20 protein-coding genes are annotated in these 22,300 nt (G+C 52.3%); 11 read left to right on the forward strand and 9 right to left on the reverse strand.

What is annotated here, in order from left to right; genetic code table 11:
* Nucleotides 1-152 precede the first annotated feature (152 nt).
* From cmk to NF683_RS17850, 6 genes are all read right to left on the reverse strand, one after another.
* On the reverse strand, nt 153-842 hold the full coding sequence (gene cmk, locus NF683_RS17825; protein ID WP_253920601.1) for a (d)CMP kinase: 690 nt from the start codon (nt 840-842) through the stop codon (nt 153-155).
* Nucleotides 832-3,123: a bifunctional prephenate dehydrogenase/3-phosphoshikimate 1-carboxyvinyltransferase gene (locus NF683_RS17830; RefSeq protein WP_253920603.1), complete on the reverse strand. Its 2,292-nt coding sequence runs from the start codon at nt 3,121-3,123 to the stop codon at nt 832-834. The genes cmk and NF683_RS17830 overlap by 11 nt, the downstream gene beginning before the upstream one ends.
* A gap of 11 nt (nt 3,124-3,134) precedes the next feature.
* Nucleotides 3,135-4,226, reverse strand: coding sequence for a prephenate dehydratase (gene pheA / locus NF683_RS17835; RefSeq protein ID WP_089038444.1), 1,092 nt, complete (start codon nt 4,224-4,226; stop codon nt 3,135-3,137).
* Nucleotides 4,227-4,231: 5 nt separating this feature from the next.
* Nucleotides 4,232-5,335: a 3-phosphoserine/phosphohydroxythreonine transaminase gene (gene serC, locus NF683_RS17840; protein ID WP_089038445.1), complete on the reverse strand. Its 1,104-nt coding sequence runs from the start codon at nt 5,333-5,335 to the stop codon at nt 4,232-4,234.
* On the reverse strand, nt 5,319-8,093 hold the full coding sequence (gene gyrA, locus NF683_RS17845) for a DNA gyrase subunit A (protein ID WP_089038446.1): 2,775 nt from the start codon (nt 8,091-8,093) through the stop codon (nt 5,319-5,321). The genes serC and gyrA overlap by 17 nt, the downstream gene beginning before the upstream one ends.
* Before the next feature lie 153 nt (nt 8,094-8,246).
* On the reverse strand, nt 8,247-8,681 hold the full coding sequence (locus NF683_RS17850) for an acyl-CoA thioesterase (RefSeq protein ID WP_089038447.1): 435 nt from the start codon (nt 8,679-8,681) through the stop codon (nt 8,247-8,249).
* Nucleotides 8,682-8,838: 157 nt separating this feature from the next.
* On the opposite strand from NF683_RS17850, the gene NF683_RS17855 reads away from it, so the two are divergent.
* The 4 genes from NF683_RS17855 to metG all read left to right on the forward strand — a co-directional run bounded on the left by NF683_RS17855 (nt 8,839) and on the right by metG (nt 13,634).
* A complete protein-coding gene (locus tag NF683_RS17855) occupies nt 8,839-9,777 on the forward strand; it encodes a recombination-associated protein RdgC (RefSeq protein ID WP_120386907.1) in 939 nt (312 codons plus the stop codon).
* A 58-nt stretch (nt 9,778-9,835) separates the two neighbouring features.
* Nucleotides 9,836-11,017: a 1-acyl-sn-glycerol-3-phosphate acyltransferase gene (locus tag NF683_RS17860; RefSeq protein ID WP_193085405.1), complete on the forward strand. Its 1,182-nt coding sequence runs from the start codon at nt 9,836-9,838 to the stop codon at nt 11,015-11,017.
* A 199-nt stretch (nt 11,018-11,216) separates the two neighbouring features.
* Complete coding sequence (locus tag NF683_RS17865; protein ID WP_038484684.1) at nt 11,217-11,498, forward strand: hypothetical protein; 282 nt, start codon at nt 11,217-11,219, stop codon at nt 11,496-11,498.
* 99 nt (nt 11,499-11,597) lie between these two features.
* Nucleotides 11,598-13,634, forward strand: a complete 2,037-nt coding sequence (metG, locus tag NF683_RS17870; RefSeq protein ID WP_089038450.1) for a methionine--tRNA ligase — start codon at nt 11,598-11,600, stop codon at nt 13,632-13,634.
* 131 nt (nt 13,635-13,765) lie between these two features.
* On the opposite strand, the gene NF683_RS17875 is transcribed toward metG, so the two are convergent.
* The 3 genes from NF683_RS17875 to NF683_RS17885 are packed head-to-tail and all read right to left on the reverse strand — an operon-like array spanning nt 13,766 to nt 16,139.
* On the reverse strand, nt 13,766-14,728 hold the full coding sequence (locus tag NF683_RS17875) for a PstS family phosphate ABC transporter substrate-binding protein (protein WP_198361474.1): 963 nt from the start codon (nt 14,726-14,728) through the stop codon (nt 13,766-13,768).
* The gene (locus NF683_RS17880) at nt 14,725-14,955 is read right to left on the reverse strand and encodes a hypothetical protein (RefSeq protein WP_089038451.1); all 231 of its coding nucleotides are present in this window, start codon (nt 14,953-14,955) and stop codon (nt 14,725-14,727) included. The genes NF683_RS17875 and NF683_RS17880 overlap by 4 nt, the downstream gene beginning before the upstream one ends.
* A gap of 20 nt (nt 14,956-14,975) precedes the next feature.
* A complete protein-coding gene (locus NF683_RS17885) occupies nt 14,976-16,139 on the reverse strand; it encodes a Na/Pi symporter (protein WP_089038452.1) in 1,164 nt (387 codons plus the stop codon).
* Between the two features lie 244 nt (nt 16,140-16,383).
* Between NF683_RS17885 and rsxA the strand changes: the two genes are divergently transcribed.
* Genes rsxA through nth form a run of 7 tightly spaced genes read left to right on the forward strand, consistent with a single transcriptional unit; the run spans nt 16,384 to nt 22,281 of the window.
* Nucleotides 16,384-16,965 (forward strand): electron transport complex subunit RsxA, encoded by a 582-nt coding sequence (gene rsxA / locus NF683_RS17890; RefSeq protein ID WP_089038453.1) that lies wholly within the window; start codon nt 16,384-16,386, stop codon nt 16,963-16,965.
* Nucleotides 16,966-16,970: 5 nt separating this feature from the next.
* Nucleotides 16,971-17,573, forward strand: coding sequence for an electron transport complex subunit RsxB (rsxB, locus tag NF683_RS17895; protein WP_253920604.1), 603 nt, complete (start codon nt 16,971-16,973; stop codon nt 17,571-17,573).
* On the forward strand, nt 17,560-19,239 hold the full coding sequence (gene rsxC, locus NF683_RS17900; RefSeq protein WP_253920605.1) for an electron transport complex subunit RsxC: 1,680 nt from the start codon (nt 17,560-17,562) through the stop codon (nt 19,237-19,239). Before rsxB ends, rsxC begins: the two co-directional genes overlap by 14 nt.
* Nucleotides 19,236-20,285 carry an RnfABCDGE type electron transport complex subunit D gene (locus tag NF683_RS17905; RefSeq protein ID WP_253920606.1) on the forward strand — a complete coding sequence of 350 codons (1,050 nt, stop codon included), beginning with the start codon at nt 19,236-19,238 and terminating at the stop codon, nt 20,283-20,285. The genes rsxC and NF683_RS17905 overlap by 4 nt, the downstream gene beginning before the upstream one ends.
* Nucleotides 20,282-20,929 (forward strand): electron transport complex subunit RsxG, encoded by a 648-nt coding sequence (gene rsxG, locus NF683_RS17910; protein WP_253920607.1) that lies wholly within the window; start codon nt 20,282-20,284, stop codon nt 20,927-20,929. Before NF683_RS17905 ends, rsxG begins: the two co-directional genes overlap by 4 nt.
* The gene (locus NF683_RS17915) at nt 20,926-21,627 is read left to right on the forward strand and encodes an electron transport complex subunit E (protein ID WP_253920609.1); all 702 of its coding nucleotides are present in this window, start codon (nt 20,926-20,928) and stop codon (nt 21,625-21,627) included. The genes rsxG and NF683_RS17915 overlap by 4 nt, the downstream gene beginning before the upstream one ends.
* Nucleotides 21,628-21,642: 15 nt before the next feature.
* Nucleotides 21,643-22,281: an endonuclease III gene (gene nth / locus NF683_RS17920; protein ID WP_253920610.1), complete on the forward strand. Its 639-nt coding sequence runs from the start codon at nt 21,643-21,645 to the stop codon at nt 22,279-22,281.
* The last annotated feature ends 19 nt before the right edge of the window (nt 22,282-22,300 follow it).

Here is a 22,300-nt window from a genome sequence, read left to right on the forward strand (position 1 = left end):
TAAATGCCTTCTCCGTACCACCAGCAAGTACGGGCCTAATGTCATTCAGCTTCTGGAGGTGTTAGCGCTGGTTAGACCTGACCGGGCTCTCTGATATGGAGTTATCGCCCTGCCACGTCGTGACACCTTTCCAAAAACGCCGCAAGGGAGAATCAACTGCCGCTTACTATGCCACGTTGGTCTAGTAATTCGGTCAACTGATCAACCACTTCCGGTATGCTCAGGCATGTGGTATCAAGCGTTATGGCATCATCTGCCGGCTTGAGAGGAGCCACACTGCGCTGCGTATCGCGTGCATCGCGTGCCTGAATCTCCTTTAAAAGACTCGATAGACTAGCATCCACCCCGGCTTCCTGCAACTGTAGATGCCTACGCCGAGCCCGCTCCTGCGCACTTGCAGTCAGAAAAATTTTTAATGGCGCATCAGGGAACACGACGGTTCCCATATCACGGCCGTCGGCTACCAGGCCTGGCGGTTGTTGAAAATCTCGCTGACGCTGAAGCAATGCTTCACGAACTTGCGGTAGAGCCGCCACACGGGATGCGCACTCACCAGCCTGCTCTGTGCGTATCGCTCGGGAAACGTCTTCACCTTCTAAAAGCGTTTGAGTTTGCCCACCTTGCACTGGGAAAGCGATATCAAGTTGCGCAGCAAGCAACGCCAACGACGCCTCATCATCCAACGCCACGTCATGCTTTAAAGCTGCCTGAGCAGTAAGCCGATAAAGCGCCCCACTGTCTAATAGGTGCCACCCCAGGCGTTCGGCGACCAACCCACTGATGGTGCCTTTACCTGCACCACCCGGTCCGTCAATCGTTAGCACAGGGGCGTTAATCGGCATTAGCTCCCTCCACACTTACCTGCATACCGATACGCTGCGCCAAGGTCACAAAATCAGGGAAAGAGGTGGCCACGTTAGCGCAGTCATCAATAACAATCTCATCGCTTGCACGCAAAGAGGCTATTGCAAACGCCATGGCAATACGGTGATCACCTAAGCTATCAATACGACCACCGCCATAGCTCGCCACGGCATCGTCAGCATTGCCAACAATATCAATGCCATCTTCAACAACCGTGTGTTCAACGCCTAGTATCGCCAGCCCATCGGCCATTGCCTGAATTCGATCAGACTCTTTGACCCGCAGCTCTTCAGCACCGCGCAAGCGCGTTTTGCCTTGCGCGTTAGCAGCCGCGACAAACAGTGCGGGAAACTCATCAATGGCAAGCGGTACTTGATCAACCGGGATATCAATCCCCTTTAAAGGCGCATAGCGAATACGGATATCCGCCACCGGCTCACCGCCTACCTCATGCTCATTTTCAAGCGTTAAGTCAGCCCCCATCAGACTGAGGATGTTAATCACACCAACGCGCGTAGGGTTGATACCCACGTGCTCAAGGGTAATGTCAGCCCCTGGCGTAATAGCCGCAGCGACGAGGAAGAACGTGGCAGAAGAAATATCGGAAGGAACATCAATCGGGCCTGCCGTCAGCTTACCGCCACCTTGAAGCCAGCAAGTATCGCCCTCGCGCGAGACCTGGTAGCCAAAACCATTCAGCATACGCTCGGTGTGATCGCGAGTAGGCGCTGGCTCACGCACGCGAGTTTCACCTTCGGCGTACATACCGGCTAACAGCAAGCAGGATTTCACCTGCGCACTGGCCATCGGCATGTCGTAGTAAATACCCTGCAATGCGGCGCCACCTTTGATCCTGAGTGGCGGGCGGCCACCTTCAGCGGTGTCGATAGTCGCACCCATCAAACGCAGAGGGTCAGCAACACGCCCCATTGGCCGCTTGGTTAACGACTCGTCACCGGTTAGCTCACTATCAAACGCTTGGCCTGCCAACAATCCCGCAAACAGGCGCATGGCAGTACCTGAATTACCCACGTACAGCGGGCCTGCCGGGGCTTTCAAGCCATGCATCCCTACGCCATGAATAGTAACCCGCCCCTGATATGGCCCTTCAATGGCAACACCCATTTCACGAAAAGACTGCAGTGTTGCAAGACTGTCCTCACCTTCAAGAAACCCTTTAACCTCGGTGACTCCCTCCGCCAGAGCACCCAGCATAATGGAGCGATGGGACATTGATTTATCGCCCGGCACGCGCAGACGGCCTTGCGCCTGGCCGCCCGGCTGCACCCGATAAGTCACTTTACCGTGTGGTTGCATATGATATTCCGCCTGATAGCTGGTTTTATTCAATAACGTATCGAAATAATGGCGTGCATGACTGGCACGATCAAACGTTGCAATAAGGGCATCGCTATCGCCACTTTCCACCGCCTTCCGCAGCCGAGCGAGCCCCGCCTCAAAATCATCTAACGACGACAAGACGGCGTCCCGGTTGGCAATAAAGATATCTCGCCACATAACAGGATCGCTGCCCGCGATTCGGGTAAAATCACGAAACCCACCGGCTGCATAGCGAAAAATTTCTAACCGCTCGTCTTGACGTGCCAGCGTATCGACCAACGAAAATGCCAGTAAATGCGGCAAATGACTGGTACGTGCCAACACTTGGTCGTGCCGCTCTACACTCATTTGCAGTACGTCTGCGCCAGTGGCACGCCATAATGCCTCAACCCGTGCAAGCGCTCCTGCGTCGACATTCGGCTCCGGCGTTAGTATCACTTTGTGATTGATATAGAGGGCGGAGTCTGCTGCAGCAACACCACTTTTTTCAGAGCCTGCAATAGGATGACCTAGCACCACTGAAGGGGGCACCTCCCCGAAGGCACGCACAGCACAGTCACGGATCGTCGCTTTCGTGCTGCCCACATCGGTAATCACCACGTTTTTAGACGCACGGTGAAGCGAACCTGCCAGGGTGGTCATCACACTCTGCATGGCCAATACTGGTACGGCCAAAATCACCATAGAGACGTCATCAAGCAGTTCTGCTAGCTGCGAACCGCCATGATCTATCAACCCTAAATCAATTCCCAGGGCGATTTCTGACGCATTGGAGTCACACGCTGAAATATGCCCTTTGAAACCTGAATGCCGTAGCGCGGCGGCCAGCGACCCTCCGATCAAGCCAAGGCCAACAATCAGTAGGTGCGACTCTTGGCAAGATGACCGAACGCCAGCGCTAGATGCCAACGCTTGCACAGCACACTCCGTCACAGCACGCCTAGAGGATAGGAGCCAAGCACACGCAGCTCAGAAGCACGTAGTCTTACTTCTTCGAGCACTGCCGCTACCTGCGGCTCATCCCGATGCCCTTTGAAATCGATAAAGAACACATAATTCCAAACACCAGTCCGCGAAGGCCGTGTTTCGATCCGCGTTAAATCAATGCGGTGACGATGGAACGGTTCCAACAGATCATGCAGTGCACCGGGCTGGTTACGCATAGCGACAACAATTGAGGTTTTATCCTCGCCAGATATCGGCACATCTTGATTACCAATAATCAGAAAGCGCGTGGAATTATCAGGGCGATCTTCAATCTTTTCGGCAATGCGCTCTAGACCATACAGTTTGGCCGCCATATCTCCGGCAATTGCCGCACTGTGCCACTCTGTTTTGACCAGCTTGGCAGCTTCTGCGTTAGAGGAAACTGGCACCCGCTCAGCGTGGGGATAGTGAGCATCAAGCCATTTACGGCACTGGCCAAACGATTGAGGGTGGGAATAGATGCGTGAGACCTTATCCCGACGCGTGGTTTCACTAATTAGCAGGTGGTGGTGAATGCGTAGCACCACTTCACCGCAGATCTTGATAGACGAGTCCATAAAGGTGTCAAGCGTATGATTGACAACCCCTTCGGTGGAGTTCTCTACCGGCACCACCCCATAATGAACAGCACCTGCCTCTACTTCACGAAAGACTTCATCAATCGCTGCCATCGGCATACTGACAGCGCTCTCACCAAAGTGCTTAAGCGCCGCCTGCTGGGTAAATGTACCCTCTGGGCCTAGGTAGGCAACTTTGACTGGCTGTTCCAGCGCAAGGCACGCCGACATAATCTCGCGAAACAACCTCGCCATCTCTTCTGAGTCTAGCGGGCCAGGATTCAACGACATAATGCGGCGCAGCACCTGCGCCTCCCGCTCAGGACGATAAAAGACGGCGTCTTTATCTTGAGCAAGCTTAACGTGTGCCACCTGCTGGGCGCAGTTGGCGCGCTCACTAATCAAGCGCAGAATATCGCCATCCAACTGGTCGATACGTTGACGTAAGTCGTCTAATTTAATTGGCGTATCGGACATGATGGTTAGCCTCTTCGTTGTTCAAAATCCGCCATAAAGGCGATTAGCGCGTCAACGGCCTCTTCAGGCACCGCGTTATATAAACTCGCACGCATGCCGCCAACACTACGATGGCCTTTTAGGTTAAGAAGCCCCGCCTCGTCAGCTTCTTGCAGGAATACGCTGTCTAAACTGCTGTCGGCCAGCACAAACGGAACATTCATGCGGGAACGGTTACGGCTGGCAATCGGATTAGTATAAAAATCACTGGCATCAATAGCGGCGTAAAGCTTCTGAGCTTTGCGCCGGTTAATGTCATCCATCACCTCTAAGCCACCGATGTCATCTTTTAACCACTGGAAAACAAGGCCAGCCAAGTACCATGCAAACGTTGGCGGCGTGTTGACCATAGAGCCTGCGTCCGCAAGCATTTGATAGTCAAACAGTGACGGAATGGAGCTAGGCGCTTTGCCGAGCAAGTCATCACGAATAGCGACCAAGGTTAAGCCAGCCGGGCCAATGTTTTTCTGAGCCCCCGCGTAAATCACTCCAAACTGCGTCACATCAATAGGGCCGGACAGAATGTTCGACGACATATCGCAAACCAAAGGTACATCCGCGCCATCTGCACGTTGCACCCTTGGCGTGTAGTCGAACTCTAAGCCACCGATGGTTTCATTTGAGGTGTAATGCAAATAGGCGGCATCGCTGCTAATCGCCAATGCATGTTCATCAGGCACCGCTGTATGACCATTGACTTCACTGCACGCGGCCATATGGCAGCTAAACCCTAACCGCCGGGCTTCACTAATCGCCTTTTTACCCCAAATGCCCGTTTGGATAAAATTGGCGCTTCCCCCTTGTCCAAGCAAATTCATCGGCAGCATCGCAAACTGCATGCTGGCTCCGCCCTGCAAGAAGAGCACTTTGTAATTACTGGGAATATCCAGCAAATGACGCAGGTCTGCTTCTGCTCGATCAGCAATAGCGACAAATTCATCACTGCGATGACTCATCTCCATTACAGACAAGCCACGCCCTTGAAAGTCCAGCAGTTCGTTGCGCGCACGTTCAAGCACGGCAACAGGCAGGGCCGCTGGCCCTGCACAAAAGTTATAATGACGTGTCATCGGTTCCCTGTTCCTGTTCGCCATCGTCAGCGTTATCTGGCTTGCCGGGATCAACAGCATCGCTATCGACGACATCGGTATCAATCGCACCGGTGTCTAGAGCGTCTGTTTCTGAACTATCTGACTCAAGCTCATCTATTTCGGCAGGCTCATCCACACGGACAGTTTTTACTAGTTTTTCTTCTTTACCCAGGCGAATCAGCATAACCCCCTGAGTATTTCGTGAGGTCGTTGACACTTCTTCAACCCGAGTACGCACCAAGGTGCCACGATCAGTGATCAGCATCATTTCATCGCTGTCATAGACTTGCATTGCGGCCACTAGAGCGCCGTTACGCTCGCTGGTTTGCATGGCAATAACGCCCTGCCCACCACGACCACGCAGCGGGAATTCTTCTAGGCGCGTACGCTTACCGTAACCATTCTCACTGGCCGTGAGAATATAGATCTGTCCTTCCGCTTGAGCATTCTCGGCCGCGACAAGCTGGGTATCAGCATCTACATCGACGTCATCTTCTGCGTCAATTTGCTGGCTCTTAGGAATGATCAAGCTAATAACTTCAGCATCCCCCGCCAGGCGCATACCGCGCACACCACGGGCGGTACGGCCCATGGCGCGCACATTGCCTTCTTCGAAGCGGATCGCCTTACCGTTGGAGGAAAGCAGCATGGCGTGATCAGAGCCAGACGTAATAGCAGCCCCAACCAAACGGTCGCCCTCTTCCAAGTCAATGGCAATCAAGCCAACACTACGTGGGCGAGAGAATTGCTCAAGACTGGTACGTTTAACGGTACCTTTCGCCGTGGCAAAGAAAATGTAGTGCTCAGGATCGTAATCACGCACTGGCAAAATAGCGTTGACGGCTTCGCCTTCTTCAAGCGGCAGCATATTGACCAGCGGCTTGCCCCGAGAACCACGACTGGCGTTCGGCATCTCATACACTTTCAGCCAATACACCTTGCCTCGGTTAGAGAACAGCAGCACGGTGTCATGGGTAGATGCGACCAACAGGTGCTCGATAACGTCTTCATCTTTCATCGCGGTGGCTGACTTACCTCGCCCACCACGGCGTTGTGCCTGATAATCAGACAACGGCTGAGTCTTGGCGTAGCCTGAGCGGGAAACAGTGACCACCATATCTTCTTCAGCGATGAGATCTTCAATCGACAAATCAAGGTGGCTCGCCTGAATTTCCGTACGGCGGTCATCGCCATACTGCTCACGTACAGCATGCAGCTCTTCTCGGATGACTTCCATCAGACGATCTGGAGACGCCAGGATGGTCGTAAATTCCGCGATTTTCTCAAGAATCGACAGGTATTCGTCTAACAGCTTCTCGGTTTCAAGACCTGTTAGGCGATGCAGACGAAGCTCTAGAATTGCTTGAGCCTGCGCCGGCGACAGTCGATATTCCGTCGCCGCCGTATTTAGACCAAACCCTTCATCCAGATCTTCAGGCTTGCATGAGGTTGCGCCAGCACGTTCCAGCATCGCGGTAACCTGTCCGGGCTGCCACGTTTTAGCCAACAGTTTTTCACGCGCTTCAGAGGCATTGGGAGATGCCTTAATCAGCTCGATCACTTCATCAATATTGGAGATGGCAACTGCCAAACCCTCCAACAAATGGCCACGTTCACGGGCTTTTTTCAACTCATACAAGGTACGGCGAGTAACAACTTCACGGCGATGGCGAATAAACGCCTCAAGCATCTCTTTGAGGTTAAGAGTGCGTGGCTGGCCGTTCTCCAGCGCCACCATGTTAATCCCAAACACATTTTGCAATTGTGTTTGCGCAAACAAGTTGTTGACGACGACATCACCTGACTCGCCGCGTTTGATCTCAATCACCACGCGCAGGCCGTCTTTATCCGACTCATCGCGGAGTTCAGCAATACCCTCGATTTTCTTCTCTTTTACCAGCTCAGCGATTTTCTCGATCAATCGCGCTTTATTCACCTGGTAAGGCAGTTCAGTGATAATAATGTGATCTCGACCACTCTTATCATCATGCTCAATCGTATGGCAGGCACGCACATAGATACGCCCACGCCCGGTGCGGTAAGCATCTAAAATACCCGCGCGACCATTGATAATGCCCCCGGTAGGGAAATCTGGCCCTGGAATGTACTGCATGAGGTCATCAACGGTGAGCGTGTAATCATCAATTAACGCCAGACAACCATCAATTATTTCCCGCATGTTATGGGGCGGGATATTGGTCGCCATGCCCACCGCAATCCCTGATGACCCATTGATTAACAGGTTAGGAACTTTGGTTGGTAGCACGGCAGGAATACGTTCGGTGCCGTCGTAGTTATCGACCCAATCGACGGTATCTTTTTCCAGGTCAGCTAGCAGCTCGTGGGCAAGGCGCGCCATGCGCACCTCGGTGTAACGCATGGCGGCCGCGTTATCACCGTCAATAGAACCAAAGTTACCCTGGCCATCCACCAGTACGTGACGCATGGAAAAGTGCTGGGCCATACGAACGATAGTGTCATACACCGCACTATCACCATGCGGATGGTATTTACCGATGACATCGCCGACGACACGCGCCGACTTCTTGTACGGTTTATTCCAATCGTTGCTCAGCTCGTGCATGGCAAAAAGCACGCGCCGGTGAACAGGCTTGAGGCCGTCACGCACATCGGGAAGAGCGCGACCGATAATGACACTCATCGCGTAGTCGAGGTACGACTGTTTAAGCTCGTCTTCAATATTGACGGGCAAGATTTCTCTGGCGATGTCACCCATGAAAGTCAGATCCTTTGCACTGCATTGGCACTGCGAGAGTTGAAAGCGCTTAAAAAAGCCGCCCTTGATACCACAACAAGGCGGCGCGCAGAGTCAGCACCATCATACCACTGCATAAGCACCATGGGCAGTCAGTGGCAACGGCATTACGCTTTACGCTAAAAAGGCGTCTTTATCGACCACAAGCCCCTCAAACACCTCTCGCACGTCTCCTTCAATAGGAGCGGCCTTATTCGCCTTCACATCTAGCAGCACAAAGGTCAAATCTGCCTGAGCAACCAGCACGCCGTCTTGACGCACAATTCGATGATGGCAAATCGCGCTACGATCACCCACGTCTACTATGCCGGTCATAATCTGCAAATCATCGTTCTGAACAGCGGCCGCTCGATAATCAATATTCAGATTGACCACGACAAACGCTCGACCTGCCTTATGAAGTTGATTTATCAGGCGCGGATGGTCATCAAAAAAAGCCCAGCGCCCCTCTTCCATAAATTCAAGATAGCGCGCGTTGTTGACGTGACCGTAGCCGTCTAAATGGTAACCACGCACTCGCAGCGCAACACTGGATATTGCTGTAGACATAACACCCCCATTTCTAAAAATCTGTTAACCATTCACAAAACCTCTCAAATCAAACACAAGTTTTAAACCAGTGCAACAACAAGGCAATCCCCTAAGGCGCTGGTAGGAAAGGCTTGGTTTCGCCATAATGTGCCACCTTTTTAATAGGATTGGTGACATGTGGTTTAAGCACCTACATTTATACCGCCTTCACGGCGCCCCTGAGCTTGACAGCGATACACTAGCGAATGCACTCGACGAGCATGCAGCCAAGCCGCTAGGCAGTGCGGATGCGCGTCGCTTAGGGTGGACAGCCCCGGCAGGACGACTGGGTGGTGGTCAGCGGCTGCATGAAATCCAAGGCCACCGACTACTTTCAGCCCTGCGCCAAGAGCGCTTGCTTCCTGCGTCTGTAGTAAAAGAGGAAGTGGACGATAAAGTCGCTGATATCGAAGCCAGCGAAGGACGCAAGGTAACGCGCAAAGAAAAAACGGCGCTGAAAGAGCAAGTCACTGAGGAACTAATGCCCCGCGCATTTGTTCGCAGTCAGAAGATCGATTTATGGTGGGATACGCGTCGTCAACTAATTGGCGTCAATGCCAGCTCTCGCACACGGGCAGAAGACGTGCTGGATCTACTACGTGAAACGCTGGGTAGCTTGAAAGTCACGCCGCTGACATCACAAACACTGCCTATCCGTGCGATGACGCAATGGCTGGGCGAAGCGGAAAGCCGCCCTGCTGATCTTGTGTTAGGGGATCAGGTTGAGTTAAAAGCCAAAGGCGATGATGGCGTGCTGCGCGCTCGCCAAGTTGATCTAGACAGCGACGAGATCCAGCAACTGCTTGAAAGCGGACGTCAAGCCAGCAAGCTCGCAGTTAGCCTGGAAGGTCGTTTAAGCTTTGTTCTGCATGATGATTTAGCGCTGAAATCATTGCGTTTTGGCGATGCATTAATAGAGGAAGCTGATCACGCAGATGATGGCGATGATGCACTTGCTCGCTTAGAAACTGATTTTATTTTGATGGCGCAGGCACTTTCTGACGATATTCCTCGCCTAATCGAGTGGCTGGGTGGTGAAGCTCAGCGCGAAGCTGCTACGCAGCCAGACGCTTAATTCAGCCGTTAGCCTGCTGATATAAACTGTTTATTTCTGCCTATATCCAACGGATCGCATGACTCATCACAACAACGCACTTAACGCTGACACCGCCAACGACCCCTGGGCTGACATTCGCCCCTATATGGATCATGAAGTGGCCGATGTTCTTGAGCGCCTATCACATGATAGCGAGCTTTTAAATGCATTGACTCAGTTCAGGCTTCCGCGCATGGCCAAGTGGGCGCCTCCCATTGCCCGCGCCTTAGCAGGCCATGCCGTCCGTCGTGAAGTAAAGGGCGTTACATCCGTATATGACTTCCAGATGCGGATCGCCAGCTATATGGAGCGCATGATTCGCACCACCACGGATGCCTTCGAAGTCTCTGGGCTTGATAAGCTAGATAACAACAGCGCTTACCTGTTTATAGGCAACCATCGCGATATATCGCTAGACCCCGCCTTTGTGAACTATGCGCTTTATCTGGCGGGTCGCGATACCGTGCGTATTGCGATCGGAGATAACCTCCTGAAAAAGCCCTACGTCACCGATCTGATGCGGTTAAACAAAAGTTTTATTGTACCGCGCAGTGCCCGAGGCAAGCGTGCGATGCTGGCGGCATATCAGCAGTTATCAGCCTATATCCGTCACTCAATTACTGTTGATCAGCACTCTATTTGGATGGCGCAGCGAGAGGGTCGTGCTAAAAATGGCATTGATCGCACCGATCCCGCCATCATCAAAATGCTGACCATGGCCAGACGCAACGCCGACCGGGATATGGTATTCGGTGACGCCATTGCCGAGTTGAAACTGGTGCCGGTATCGATTAGCTACGAATACGACCCTTGCGACCAACAGAAAGCTCAGGAACTTCACGATATCGCTACCGAAGGAAGTTACGCGAAAAGCGAATTCGAGGACATTCGCTCTATTGTGTCAGGCATCACCGGTCCCAAGGGTCGGGTACAACTGCGCTTTGGTAGCCCGGTAGGCGCTGATATGGCAACGCCGGATGAAGTGGCAGCGGAAATTGACCGCCAAGTGATCGGTGGTTATCGCCTGTTTCCTAGCCATTATTTAGCACTGGAAGCCCTAGGCGAATCACCAGAACTGATCGCCCGCAAAACGATAACGCGTCAAGACAGAGAGCGTTTTAACGCTCGGCTGGCAAGTATACCTGAAGCGTTGCGGCCTTATTGGTTGGAACAATACGCCAACCCTGTCAAACACAAGGCTGGGCGCCTGAGCCTTTAAAGCGCAGGTACTGGAAACATACGTAATGGAAACATACATACTGGAAGCAAACGTACTGGAACAGTGTGCTAGCAAAAGCCAATAGACTGCATCCAATGCTTCCAGGAACCCATGCTCAGCTGTTAAAAAAGTGCTATGGTCAAAGCATTCATTGGTCTCGCTTGAACATCCCTCAAGCGCGGTCTTAAGGAGAACTCCAATGTCCGCATCAGAAATTCAAAAAACACGTATTATTAATGAATTACGCGATTTTATTCGCAAGCTGCTCCAAGACCCAAAAATCTTAGAACAATCCCTAGCGATTGCACGACAGCAGCTAGTCGAAGGCAACAGCCCTGCCGTAATGGCCAAAATTGCCAACGAAATCTCCGACACTACGAGCGTCCATATTCCCGAAGACCCCACTGAGCACTCTGAAGCTGACAAGCTTTTTTTAGAGCTTCTGCGTGAAGTCGTTCAGGAAGAGCAGGCACTCTACTAGTGGAGAAATAGCTGTAAGCAGCATGTTGACGTTACCGGCGAAGCGCACCCCTACTTCGCCGTCTTTATTTGCACTGCCTAACCGGAATTATCATTCACCATGTCAAATACTGCCCCGCGCAACATCTTGGTGACAAGCGCGCTTCCTTATGCCAATGGCGCCATTCACTTGGGTCATCTTCTTGAGTACATCCAAACCGACATTTGGGTGCGTTTTCAAAAAAGTCGTGGACAGCAGTGCTACTACGTTTGTGCCGACGACGCCCACGGCACTGCCATTATGCTGCGGGCTGAGCAGGAAGGTATTACGCCCGAAGCCCTGATCGAGCGCGTTTCCCAAGATCATCAGGAAGATTTCGCCCGCTTTGGCGTGGGATTTGATAACTATCATTCCACCCATTCAGAAGAAAACCGCTATTTTAGCGAACTGATCTACACCCGCTTGCGTGATAAAGGCCATATTGCCACCCGCGATATTGAGCAAATGTTTGATCCGCAAAAGGGTCTATTCCTAGCTGACCGTTTTATTAAGGGCACGTGTCCTAAATGTGGTGCCGATGATCAATATGGCGATAACTGTGAAAAGTGCGGTGCCACTTACACGCCTGCTGACTTAATCAATCCTGTCTCCGCTATTTCTGGGGCAACACCAGAAGTACGTAGCTCTACGCATTACTTCTTCAAGCTACCAGACTTTGCTGAATTTCTTCAGCAATGGATTAATGACGGCCATGTACAGCCGCAAATTCGTAACAAGCTGATGGAGTGGTTCGAGTCGGGCTTTAATGAGTGGGACATCTCCCGAGATGCGCCCTACTTTGGCTTTGAAATTCCCGATGCCCCAGGTAAATACTTCTATGTCTGGCTAGATGCCCCCATCGGCTATCTGGCAAGCTTTAAGAACTTATGTGATCGGGAAGGGATCGACTTCGATACCTTTTGGAAGAAGGATTCCGATGCAGAGGTTTACCACTTCATTGGCAAAGATATTGTCTATTTCCACGCCCTGTTTTGGCCTGCCATGTTGCATGGTGCAGACCTTCGTACGCCGACTGCGGTCAACTGTCACGGTTTCTTAACTGTAGACGGTGCCAAGATGTCGAAATCTCGTGGCACTTTCATCAAAGCCGCTACTTACGCTGAACATTTAAATCCAGAGTATTTACGCTACTACTTTGCCGCTAAATTAACGTCCAAAGTGGATGACCTGGATCTTAACCTCGACGACTTTTCTGCACGGGTTAATTCTGATCTGGTAGGAAAAGTAGTCAATATCGCCAGCCGCTGCGCCGGCTTTGTGAAAAAACTGGGCGGCGGTAAGCTGGCTGAACACTGCGCCGAACCACAAATGGTCGCGCGCTTTATCGCGGCTGGCGACGAGATTGCTGACGATTTTGAAGCGCGTGAATTTAGCCGGGCCATGCGCAAAATTATGGAATTGGCCGATGAAGCCAATACGTACATCGCCGACAAGGCCCCCTGGGCACTAGCCAAGCAGGAAGGCCGTGACGCCGAAGTACTGGAAATCTGCTCAGTAGGCATCAACTTGTTCCGCCAGTTGATGGTCTATCTTGCACCTGTGGTGCCAACCATGGCCGAACAGGCACGTGAATTCCTGGCGATTGAATCACTCGACTGGGACAGCCGCAATAGCGTACTAGTCAATCACTCAATCAACAAATTCAAGCCGTTAATGACGCGGGTTGAGCGGGATAAGATTGACGCTATGATTGAGGCATCCAAGGAGGATTTAGTGGAAGAACAGAAGCTGAAAAACACTCCCAAAGGCCCCCTGGCGGAAGAACCGATTGCGGCAGAAATCAGCTTTGAAGATTTCGCTAAAGTTGATTTACGCATTGCCCGCATTGCCAAAGCACAGTACGTTGAAGGCGCTGACAAGCTGCTCCAGCTTACGCTGGATTTAGGTGGTGAAACTCGTAATGTCTTTTCAGGTATTCGTTCGGCCTATTCACCAGAAGCGCTTGAAGGCCGCTTGACGATTATGGTGGCTAATTTAGCTCCTCGTAAAATGCGCTTCGGTTTATCAGAAGGCATGGTATTAGCATCTGCTAACAAAGAAGGCATTTACCTACTTTCCCCCGATGCCGGTGCGGAACCAGGGCAGCGTGTAACTTAACGGCTAATACATTAATAAGTAACTAATAAGGGGCAAGGCCTGCTACAGCCTTAGCCCCTTTTTTTTGCCCATCTCTTAGCGACAATGAGCTACCCAGAGAACAACTAATATGCGGCTAGCTTGTTACTCCCTCACTGACTTTCAAGCTGGCGAAGCGCGTCAAGGGTGTCGGCATACTCCTGCTCTTCAAGCGGAAGGTAGCCGGTAAAATGAATCCAGTCACGAATGCCTTCGACATAGGCCATCGCAAAACGGTGAAGCTCCGGTTTTTCCTCGACACTTTGTCTATTCAGGTAAAGATAAAGCGGACGAGATAAGGGGGTATATTGACCACGCTTGACGGTTTCCAGCGTCGGAAATACGGGTTGATCACTATTGGCCACCGCAAGAAGTTTTAGCTCATTCCAGTGACGGTGATATCCGCCGATACCAAAAAAACCCAAAGCACCTGGTTCAGCGGCAATTTGCGCAGCTAGAAACTCCTCATCTTCGCTGGCAACGTAGTCCATCCGGCTACTACGGGTCGCGCCTACAATGGCCGTTGTGAAGTAGTCATAAGTTCCCGAGTCCTGTCCTCGACCAAACAGCTCAATGGGCTCATCTGGCCAACTTGCGCGCACATCACGCCATGTCATGACCTCGCCTTCTGACGCCGGAGACCAAAGCCTGTGAAGTTCGTCGACAGTAATATCATTTGCCCAGCGGTTGGATGGGTGGACCACGATCGAAATCGCATCCATCGCAATAGGCACTTCCACATACGCTACATCGTTAGATGCGCACACGGCCCGCTCGCTTGCGTCTATTGGCCGCGATGCATTATTAATATCAGTCTCGCCTGCACAAAACTTCTCAAAACCAGCCGTTGTTCCAGTGAACTCGACGGCAATATTGGCAACAGGATTAGCACGCTCGTAACGACGTGCTGCTTCTCGCGTCAATGGATAAACGGTGCTGGAACCGCTGGCAGTTAAATCACCAGAGGCGGCTGCCTGCATTGAGTGGCTATCCTCGCTGTAACCTTGAAGCAAAAGGCCCAATAGCAGGCCTGACGCCATCAAGGAGTAGGAATATCCGCGTGTAGCATTAATCATTGCCTCCCCCCCAGCTCTTTCTTGAGAGCTTGCCAGAAGGTTTTAAGACCGCTCACTTTGGTATCTACAGCATCAATATAATGATCAAGCTGGTCGATCAGCTCATGCTGCTCATGCTCTTCCCGCTCCTGGGTGGACGCCTCAGCCAACTGCGCTTCCAGCTCATCAATCGATTCACGTAGTTCGCGAATGCGTGCTTCTGTCTCAACTCTGCGTTGTGAACTCATGCCAATTCCATCCCCTTAGATCAAAACAACTGGCTCGCCCCGATCAGGAGCAATGGCAGCACAAAGAAAACACCTAAAATATAAGCCACCACATAGAGTTTGTTTTTCTGTGCCAGCTCCGCAAGGCCAGTGGCAATGCTAGGCGGAATACCACGTAAGAAAGGTAGGCCGTATATGACTAGTATCCCCACTAGGTTAAACATCAGATGCACCAAGGCAATCTGCATAGCAAGCACCGCCGTAGGGCCACTTATCGCCGTTGCAGCGAGCAACGCAGTGATACAAGTGCCCACATTGGTACCTAATGTGAACGGATAGACCTGCCTGAGATTAAACACACCAGTACCAGCAAGTGGCACAATCAGTGCTGTAGTGGTAGAGGACGACTGCACCAACAGCGTAATGATTGCCCCCGAACACATACCGGAGACAGGCCCTCTCCCCACGCTTGCATGCATGATGTCACGCGCTTTACCCACCATAACCTTGCGTAATACCTTACCAATCGCCGTTACCACAAAGAGGATTAGCGCCACCCCAATAACAATCATAGCAACGCCCATCCAGATCGGATTCGGCAGCCACGATACCGAGGCGCTCAGCAAGTCGGTCGCCGGTGAAATCGCCATTTTCATGAAATTGACGCTTTTCATGTCGACGCTGGCATCGCTAACAAAAAAGCCCGCCAGCAACGCGGAGGTTTTTTCTAAAAAACCAAACATCATTTCTAACGGAAGCAGTATAGCCACGGCAACGATATTGAACGCATCGTGCACCGTCGCCGCAGAGAAGGCGCGGCGAAATTCCTCACCACTACGCACATGACCTAAACTAACGATAGTGCTGGTCAGCGAAGTACCAATATTGGCGCCCATGATGAGCGGAATCGCAATACTGACTGGCAAACCACCCGCCACCATCCCCACAATGATGGCTGTCACCGTGCTTGAGCTCTGAATTAGCGCAGTTGCGACAACTCCGATAACTAACCCAATCATTGGATTAGTAGCAAATGAAAATAGCTCCTTAGCATTGCTTGCGGTAGCAGCCTTAAAACCGTCTCCGATAGCCCCCACCGCAGCTAACAACAAATAAACCAGTCCAATGACAATTAACCATGATAGCCATTGCGACGTCCCTGGGCGCTCCCCCTGCGTCGGTAAGACAACTCCTGAAGTCGACATGCGTTCCCCCTCCCTAGCTGATTTTAATTTGGATGAGGGTATGCAGAGATGATGTAGCTTTGATGACAGGTTTAAAACGGTCTCATGACCAATGCCTGAGCTTGCCCCAGCCGTCATTTTCGAAGATGGGCAACAGGAGAGCGGTAGCAAGTTCTGCTGACTAAGTACTTATTTCTGGTCAATAGTGAGCCATAGCGCTTCCCCCACTAGCCAGCAACGATTTTTCTGCGCACAATACGCCGCTATGAATGAACTCTTCTTGATTTTGGTCAGCACTGCGCTGGTCAACAACTTCGTATTGGTACAGTTTTTAGGGCTCTGCCCGTTTATGGGGGTTTCCAATAAGCTGGAATCCGCGATGGGTATGTCGCTAGCGACGACGTTCGTGCTGACACTAGCATCTGCCGCTAGTTATGCGGTCTATCATGGCTTACTTGTACCCTTGGACGTTACTTATCTTCGCACTATCAGCTTTATCGTTGTTATTGCCGCCGTCGTGCAATTTACCGAAATCATGGTGCGTCAACTCAGCCCCCTATTGCATCAAGTGCTGGGGATCTTTCTACCGCTGATTACGACTAATTGTGCGGTACTTGGTGTTGCCCTGTTATCGCTTAACCGTGAGCTGAGTTTCTTTCATACGACTCTCTATGGCCTGGGTGCTGCGCTTGGGTTTTCGATGATTTTGGTGCTGTTCGCCGCGATGCGCGAGCGATTGGCCAATGCTGATATACCAACCCCGTTTAGAGGCGCCGCCATTGCAATGGTCACCGCCAGTCTTATGTCACTGGCCTTTCTCGGCTTTTCAGGATTAGTACAGGGGTAACCGCCATGGGAGACATATTTTCTTGGTGGGGCATTCTCAGTGCAGTGGGGGTGTTGACCGGAATTGGCATCACGTTTGGAGCACTACTGGGAATGGCCAGTGTGCGTTTCAAGGGCGAAGAGAACCCGCTGGTAGAGCAGATTGATGCGCTGCTGCCACAAACCCAATGTGGTCAGTGCGGTTACCCAGGCTGTCGGCCGTATGCCGAAGCCATCAATCAGGGTGATGCTTTGAATAAGTGCCCGCCTGGCGGCGAAGCGACTATTCACGCATTAGCAGACTTATTAGGCCGAGAGCCTGTGCCACTGGATGGCGAAGCAGCCAGCGAAGATACCGTCGCATTTATTCGTGAAGCCGAGTGCATTGGCTGCACTAAGTGCATTCAAGCATGTCCGGTGGATGCCATTATTGGCGCTGCAAAGCAGATGCATACGGTGATAGAAGATGAGTGCACCGGCTGCGATTTGTGCGTTGCACCCTGCCCCGTAGACTGTATTGATATGTTGCCCAGAAGCAAGCCTCTCAACCAATGGCAGCCTGTCGTCACCATAGCACCTTTAATCGCCAGCGATCGCCAGCTAACCAGGAGCCAGCATGCCGGCCTATGAATTCCCAGGTGGCATTACTCCGCCCGAACGAAAAGATCGCTCGAACCAATCGCCAGTTCGCAACGCGACGCTGCCTGCCCGGGTAACACTTCCGCTCAAACAGCATTCAGGTAATCCCGCGATCCCCTGTGTGGCTATTGGAGATGCAGTTCAGGTAGGTAGCCTGATTGCCCAACGAGATGGCATGGTATCGGCCAACCTGCACGCCAGCATTAGCGGGACAGTGACTCAGATTAGTGAGAGCGACATCACCATCGATGCCGATGGTTTAGACCGCTGGCACGTGCAGCCCTCGCTTGATTGGCGTAGCGAAGACCACCAAGCGATCATTGCTAGACTAGACAACTGTGGGCTAGTAGGCCTTGGTGGTGCAGGCTTTCCCGCTTATATCAAAGCCCAAATTGCGGATCATCAGCGCATTGATACGCTCGTCGTCAACGCCGCCGAATGCGAGCCGTATATCACCGCAGACGACTTGGCTCTTCGCCACTATCCAACCGAAATACTGGAAGGCGCGCAAATGGTCGCTAGGCTCTGCGGTGCCCGTCAGATTGTGGTGGGTATTGAAGATAATAAGCCCGAAGCGATCCATGCATTAAAGGAGGTGCTCGCTCACTTTCAACAGTCTGACTGCCAGCATCCAGTGAGCATAACGATGAAAGTCATCGAGACCCGCTATCCCAGCGGTGGTGAGCGCCAATTGATCAAGAAACTGCTCAACCTCGATGTTCCCAGTGGTGGCCTTCCTGCCGATGTCGGTGTTCTCTGCCACAACTCCGGCACACTGCTGGCAGCGCTATACGCCGTACGTGATGGCAAACCTTTGATCGAGCGAATTGTCACCTTGACGGGAGATGCCATCAGCACACCAGGCAACTACTGGGTGCGCCTTGGCACACCTGTTGAAACGCTGCTTCAGCAGGTAGGGTTAGCAAACCAACAGCTTCATCAAGTCATTGTGGGCGGCCCGATGATGGGCTTACCACTCACAACACTTGATGTCCCGGTGACCAAAACGACAAACTGCTTGATTGCAGCCACCCGTGAAGAACTTCCTCCAGTCCCCAGTGAGTCTCCCTGCATTCGCTGTGGTGCCTGTGAAAGTGTTTGCCCTGTTCAGCTTCTTCCGCAACAGCTGCATTGGTATGCCCGCGCAGAGAACGACGCTACATTGGAAAAATTCCACTTATTTGATTGTATTGAGTGCGGCGCCTGCAGTTATGTTTGCCCTAGTTATATCCCATTAGTACAAGACTATCGTTCGGCAAAGCAGCGTATTCGCGTTAAGCGCATTGAGTCCGCCAAAGCCGAGCACGCTAAACATCGCTTTGAATTTCGTCAGGCTCGGCTGGCGCGCGAGAATGCCGAGAAGCAAGCTCGTCGCCAAGCGAGGCAGGCACAAAGCCGACAGACGTCAGATAGCTCAAAGGCAACCGACAGTGCCGCGCCAGTGGTGGATTTACGCAGCTTGCGCATTGCTCAAACCGCCGCTAAAGCGGCAGTGAGAAAAGCTGAAAAAACCCTCGCAAGGGCTGCAGCAGAAGACCCAAGTCAGCGCCACGATGATTTAGAAACTCAACTGGCCACCGCCCAAGAAAACCTTAAGGCAGCTGATACCCGGCTGGCTGAAGCTCGCGCCACGATGGCACAACAGGAATCGCCATGAGCATGATGCACGCCTCGCAGCGAACGACTGAATCATTAAATACGACGCCACCCACCGCTCATTTAATGCGATGGGTGATCGTCGCCACCGCACCGGGTCTTGGCGCAATGACGTTTTACTTCGGCCTGGGCGTTATTAGTAATGTGCTTTTAGCCGCCCTGTTTGCACTCGGCGCCGAAGCGCTGGTGTTAAAACTTCGCCAGCGCCCGTTACAGCCTGCGCTTAGAGATTCAAGTGCAGTATTAACCGGCGTACTGTTAGCTGCATCGCTACCACCTGCTAGCCCCTGGTGGCTCATTGGGATAGGCGTTATTGCGGCCATCGTGGTTGCTAAACAACTGTATGGCGGCCTAGGCCAGAATCCTTTCAATCCCGCCATGGTGGGCTACGCACTCTTACTCGTATCGTTTCCCACTTACATGACGTTATGGTCGCCGCCGCAGCCACTAATCTCTGAAAACCTATGGGCCCAGATAAGCGGTACCTTACCGGCCTCCACACTTGATGCGCTAAGTGGTGCTACGCCGCTAGATGCCTTTAAACATAAAGGTGAAGCGGTACTGGCCAGCGAGTTTTGGGCTAGTCAGCCTTTACCTGAAGGAACATTGAACGCTTGGCGCAACGTCGCGCTAGCCTGGTTAGCAGGTGGACTGCTATTAATTGCCAAACGGATTATCAGCTGGCATATCCCTGTCTCGATGCTTGTAAGCATGGCAGTGCTTGCCACGTTTTTTTATGCCAGCGACCCAAGCCACTTCGCTTCACCGCTGTTTCACCTAACCACAGGTGCAGCAATGTTTGGGGCCTTTTTCATTGCCACTGATCCCGTTTCAGCGGCAACCAGCCGCCGAGGAAAACTGTTTTTTGGCGCAGGGATTGGCGCGTTGGTCATGATTATTCGCACGTTTGGCGGCTACCCCGATGCAGTGGCATTTGCCGTTTTACTAATGAACTTATGTGTACCGCTATTGGATCTCTATACCGTGCCACGCCCTACGGGCCAGCCTAAAGCACAGCAACATGCCAAGCACGGTGACTCACCATGACCTCCCGCCAAGCCATGCTACGCGGCGCTTTCGCCTTAGGAATGTTCTCGCTGGTCACTGCAGGCAGCGTTGCGTTGACCCGAGCGGTGACTGCCGAGCGCATCGCTGACCATCAGCTAGCCTATCAACACCGCCAACTGCAGGATGTATTGCCTGCCGCATTAGCAGACGTAGCGGTTCAAACGGTTTTAGATGGCGTATTTAAGCTTCCTAACCCGGAACAGCTGGGGCACCGCGAACCTCAACAGGGATGGTACGTCCAGCGCGATCATCAGCGGGTCGTCATTCTGCCGGTCGTTACTCGCCAAGGTTATAATGGCGAAATTCGGCTACTGGTGGGCATTGACCAGCAGCAACGCATTACCGGGGTACGCGTTACCCACCACCAAGAAACGCCTGGGCTTGGCGATGACATTGAGCGCCAGCGAAGTGACTGGATAAGCGAGTTTAATGGCTTGAGTTTAAACAGCCTGCCACCGGGTGGATGGGCCGTGCGTAAAGATGGCGGCCACTTTGACGCTTTTACTGGCGCCACCATTACGCCACGCGCAGTCGTCGACGCCGTCCATAGTGCGCTGAGCTATGCCACCGAACATGTCGCCGAAACAGAACTCCCTATTACCTTCGAAGGGTCCACCCAATGAGTCAGTGGCGCGAACTAGCCCGAAACGGCCTATGGTCGAATAACCCTGCTCTCGTTCAGTTATTGGGGCTATGCCCCTTACTGGCTGTTAGTGGTAGCGTTGTCAATGCACTGGGGCTGGCATTCGCTACCCTGCTTGTCATGGTGGGCGCTAGCACGACTATTTCATTGATTCGCCACCAGGTTCCCAGCGCAGTAAGACTGCCTGCCTTTGTCATGGTGATTGCCGCTTTCGTGACCTGTGCTGAGCTTTTAATGGCTGCATTTGCCTATTCGCTTTACCAAGTGTTGGGAATTTTTATTCCATTGATCGTCACTAACTGTGCCATTTTAGGGCGTGCAGATGCGTTCGCTTCCCGCCAGCCAGTCATACCAGCAGCCATTGATGGATTTATGATGGGCCTCGGGTTCGGTGGCGTATTGATTCTGCTCGGGGCACTACGTGAGTTGCTTGGGCAAGGCACGCTGTTTAGCGATATGGAACTGCTATTTGGGCCTATTGCCAGCAACTGGCAACTCACCTTCGTCGATGATTATCAGTTTTTGTTTTTCGTGCTGCCACCCGGGGCTTTTTTCGTTGCGGGGCTATTGATTGCGTTAAAAAATGTACTTGATCAACGCCGCAGCGCTCGCGCGCAACCTGCTCAAGCAGTGCCCCGAACAGATCGTCGAGTCCGTGTTACTGGCACTATCAAATAACCAAGAGAGCATCCGATGAATGCCCAAAAGCGTCATGAAATTTTTGCTCGCCTACAGGCGGAGAATCCCCACCCCACGACTGAGCTAAACTGGAGCACGCCCTTTGAACTGCTAGCTGCGGTGCTGCTGTCTGCTCAAGCGACGGACGTTGGTGTTAACAAGGCCACTGACAAGCTTTTCCCTGTGGCCAATACGCCCCAAGGGATCATTGACCTGGGGATCGATGGGCTAAAAAGTTACATTAAAACCATCGGGCTGTTTAACACTAAAGCCGAAAACCTGATGAAAACCTGCCACTTGCTGATCAATCAACATGGTGGCGAGGTACCTGAAACACGCAAAGCACTGGAAGCCTTGCCGGGGGTAGGCAGAAAGACCGCCAATGTGATTCTAAACACTGCGTTTGGTCAACCCACCATCGCCGTAGACACGCACATTTTTCGAGTTTCTAACCGCACGGGTATCGCCAAAGGCAAAGATGTCGTTGAGGTTGAGCAAAAGCTACTACGCCATGTTCCCAATGCATTTAAACAGGACGCCCACCACTGGCTGATTCTTCATGGGCGCTATACCTGCATTGCCCGCAAACCACGCTGCGGCAGCTGCATTATTGAAGACCTGTGCGACTATAAAGACAAAACCGAACTTGCTTAAGCCCACTGGTTGTTAACGT

This window comes from Halomonas sp. MS1, from assembly GCF_024182575.1.
Lineage (GTDB): Bacteria > Pseudomonadota > Gammaproteobacteria > Pseudomonadales > Halomonadaceae > Vreelandella.

Excerpts from the sequence above, each read along its gene's own strand:
- NF683_RS17855 (WP_120386907.1), top strand. The coding sequence starts at position 8,839 with ATGTGGTTTAAGCACCTACATTTATACCGCCTTCACGGCGCCCCTGAG.
- rsxG (WP_253920607.1), top strand. The coding sequence starts at position 20,282 with ATGACCTCCCGCCAAGCCATGCTACGCGGCGCTTTCGCCTTAGGAATG.
- rsxB (WP_253920604.1), top strand. The coding sequence starts at position 16,971 with ATGGGAGACATATTTTCTTGGTGGGGCATTCTCAGTGCAGTGGGGGTG.
- NF683_RS17875 (WP_198361474.1), bottom strand. The coding sequence starts at position 14,728 with ATGATTAATGCTACACGCGGATATTCCTACTCCTTGATGGCGTCAGGC.
- NF683_RS17860 (WP_193085405.1), top strand. The coding sequence starts at position 9,836 with ATGACTCATCACAACAACGCACTTAACGCTGACACCGCCAACGACCCC.
- cmk (WP_253920601.1), bottom strand. The coding sequence starts at position 842 with ATGCCGATTAACGCCCCTGTGCTAACGATTGACGGACCGGGTGGTGCA.
- rsxC (WP_253920605.1), top strand. The coding sequence starts at position 17,560 with ATGCCGGCCTATGAATTCCCAGGTGGCATTACTCCGCCCGAACGAAAA.
- NF683_RS17915 (WP_253920609.1), top strand. The coding sequence starts at position 20,926 with ATGAGTCAGTGGCGCGAACTAGCCCGAAACGGCCTATGGTCGAATAAC.
- NF683_RS17850 (WP_089038447.1), bottom strand. The coding sequence starts at position 8,681 with ATGTCTACAGCAATATCCAGTGTTGCGCTGCGAGTGCGTGGTTACCAT.
- NF683_RS17885 (WP_089038452.1), bottom strand. The coding sequence starts at position 16,139 with ATGTCGACTTCAGGAGTTGTCTTACCGACGCAGGGGGAGCGCCCAGGG.
- NF683_RS17905 (WP_253920606.1), top strand. The coding sequence starts at position 19,236 with ATGAGCATGATGCACGCCTCGCAGCGAACGACTGAATCATTAAATACG.
- NF683_RS17880 (WP_089038451.1), bottom strand. The coding sequence starts at position 14,955 with ATGAGTTCACAACGCAGAGTTGAGACAGAAGCACGCATTCGCGAACTA.
- serC (WP_089038445.1), bottom strand. The coding sequence starts at position 5,335 with ATGACACGTCATTATAACTTTTGTGCAGGGCCAGCGGCCCTGCCTGTT.
- gyrA (WP_089038446.1), bottom strand. The coding sequence starts at position 8,093 with ATGGGTGACATCGCCAGAGAAATCTTGCCCGTCAATATTGAAGACGAG.
- rsxA (WP_089038453.1), top strand. The coding sequence starts at position 16,384 with ATGAATGAACTCTTCTTGATTTTGGTCAGCACTGCGCTGGTCAACAAC.
- pheA (WP_089038444.1), bottom strand. The coding sequence starts at position 4,226 with ATGTCCGATACGCCAATTAAATTAGACGACTTACGTCAACGTATCGAC.
- metG (WP_089038450.1), top strand. The coding sequence starts at position 11,598 with ATGTCAAATACTGCCCCGCGCAACATCTTGGTGACAAGCGCGCTTCCT.
- nth (WP_253920610.1), top strand. The coding sequence starts at position 21,643 with ATGAATGCCCAAAAGCGTCATGAAATTTTTGCTCGCCTACAGGCGGAG.
- NF683_RS17865 (WP_038484684.1), top strand. The coding sequence starts at position 11,217 with ATGTCCGCATCAGAAATTCAAAAAACACGTATTATTAATGAATTACGC.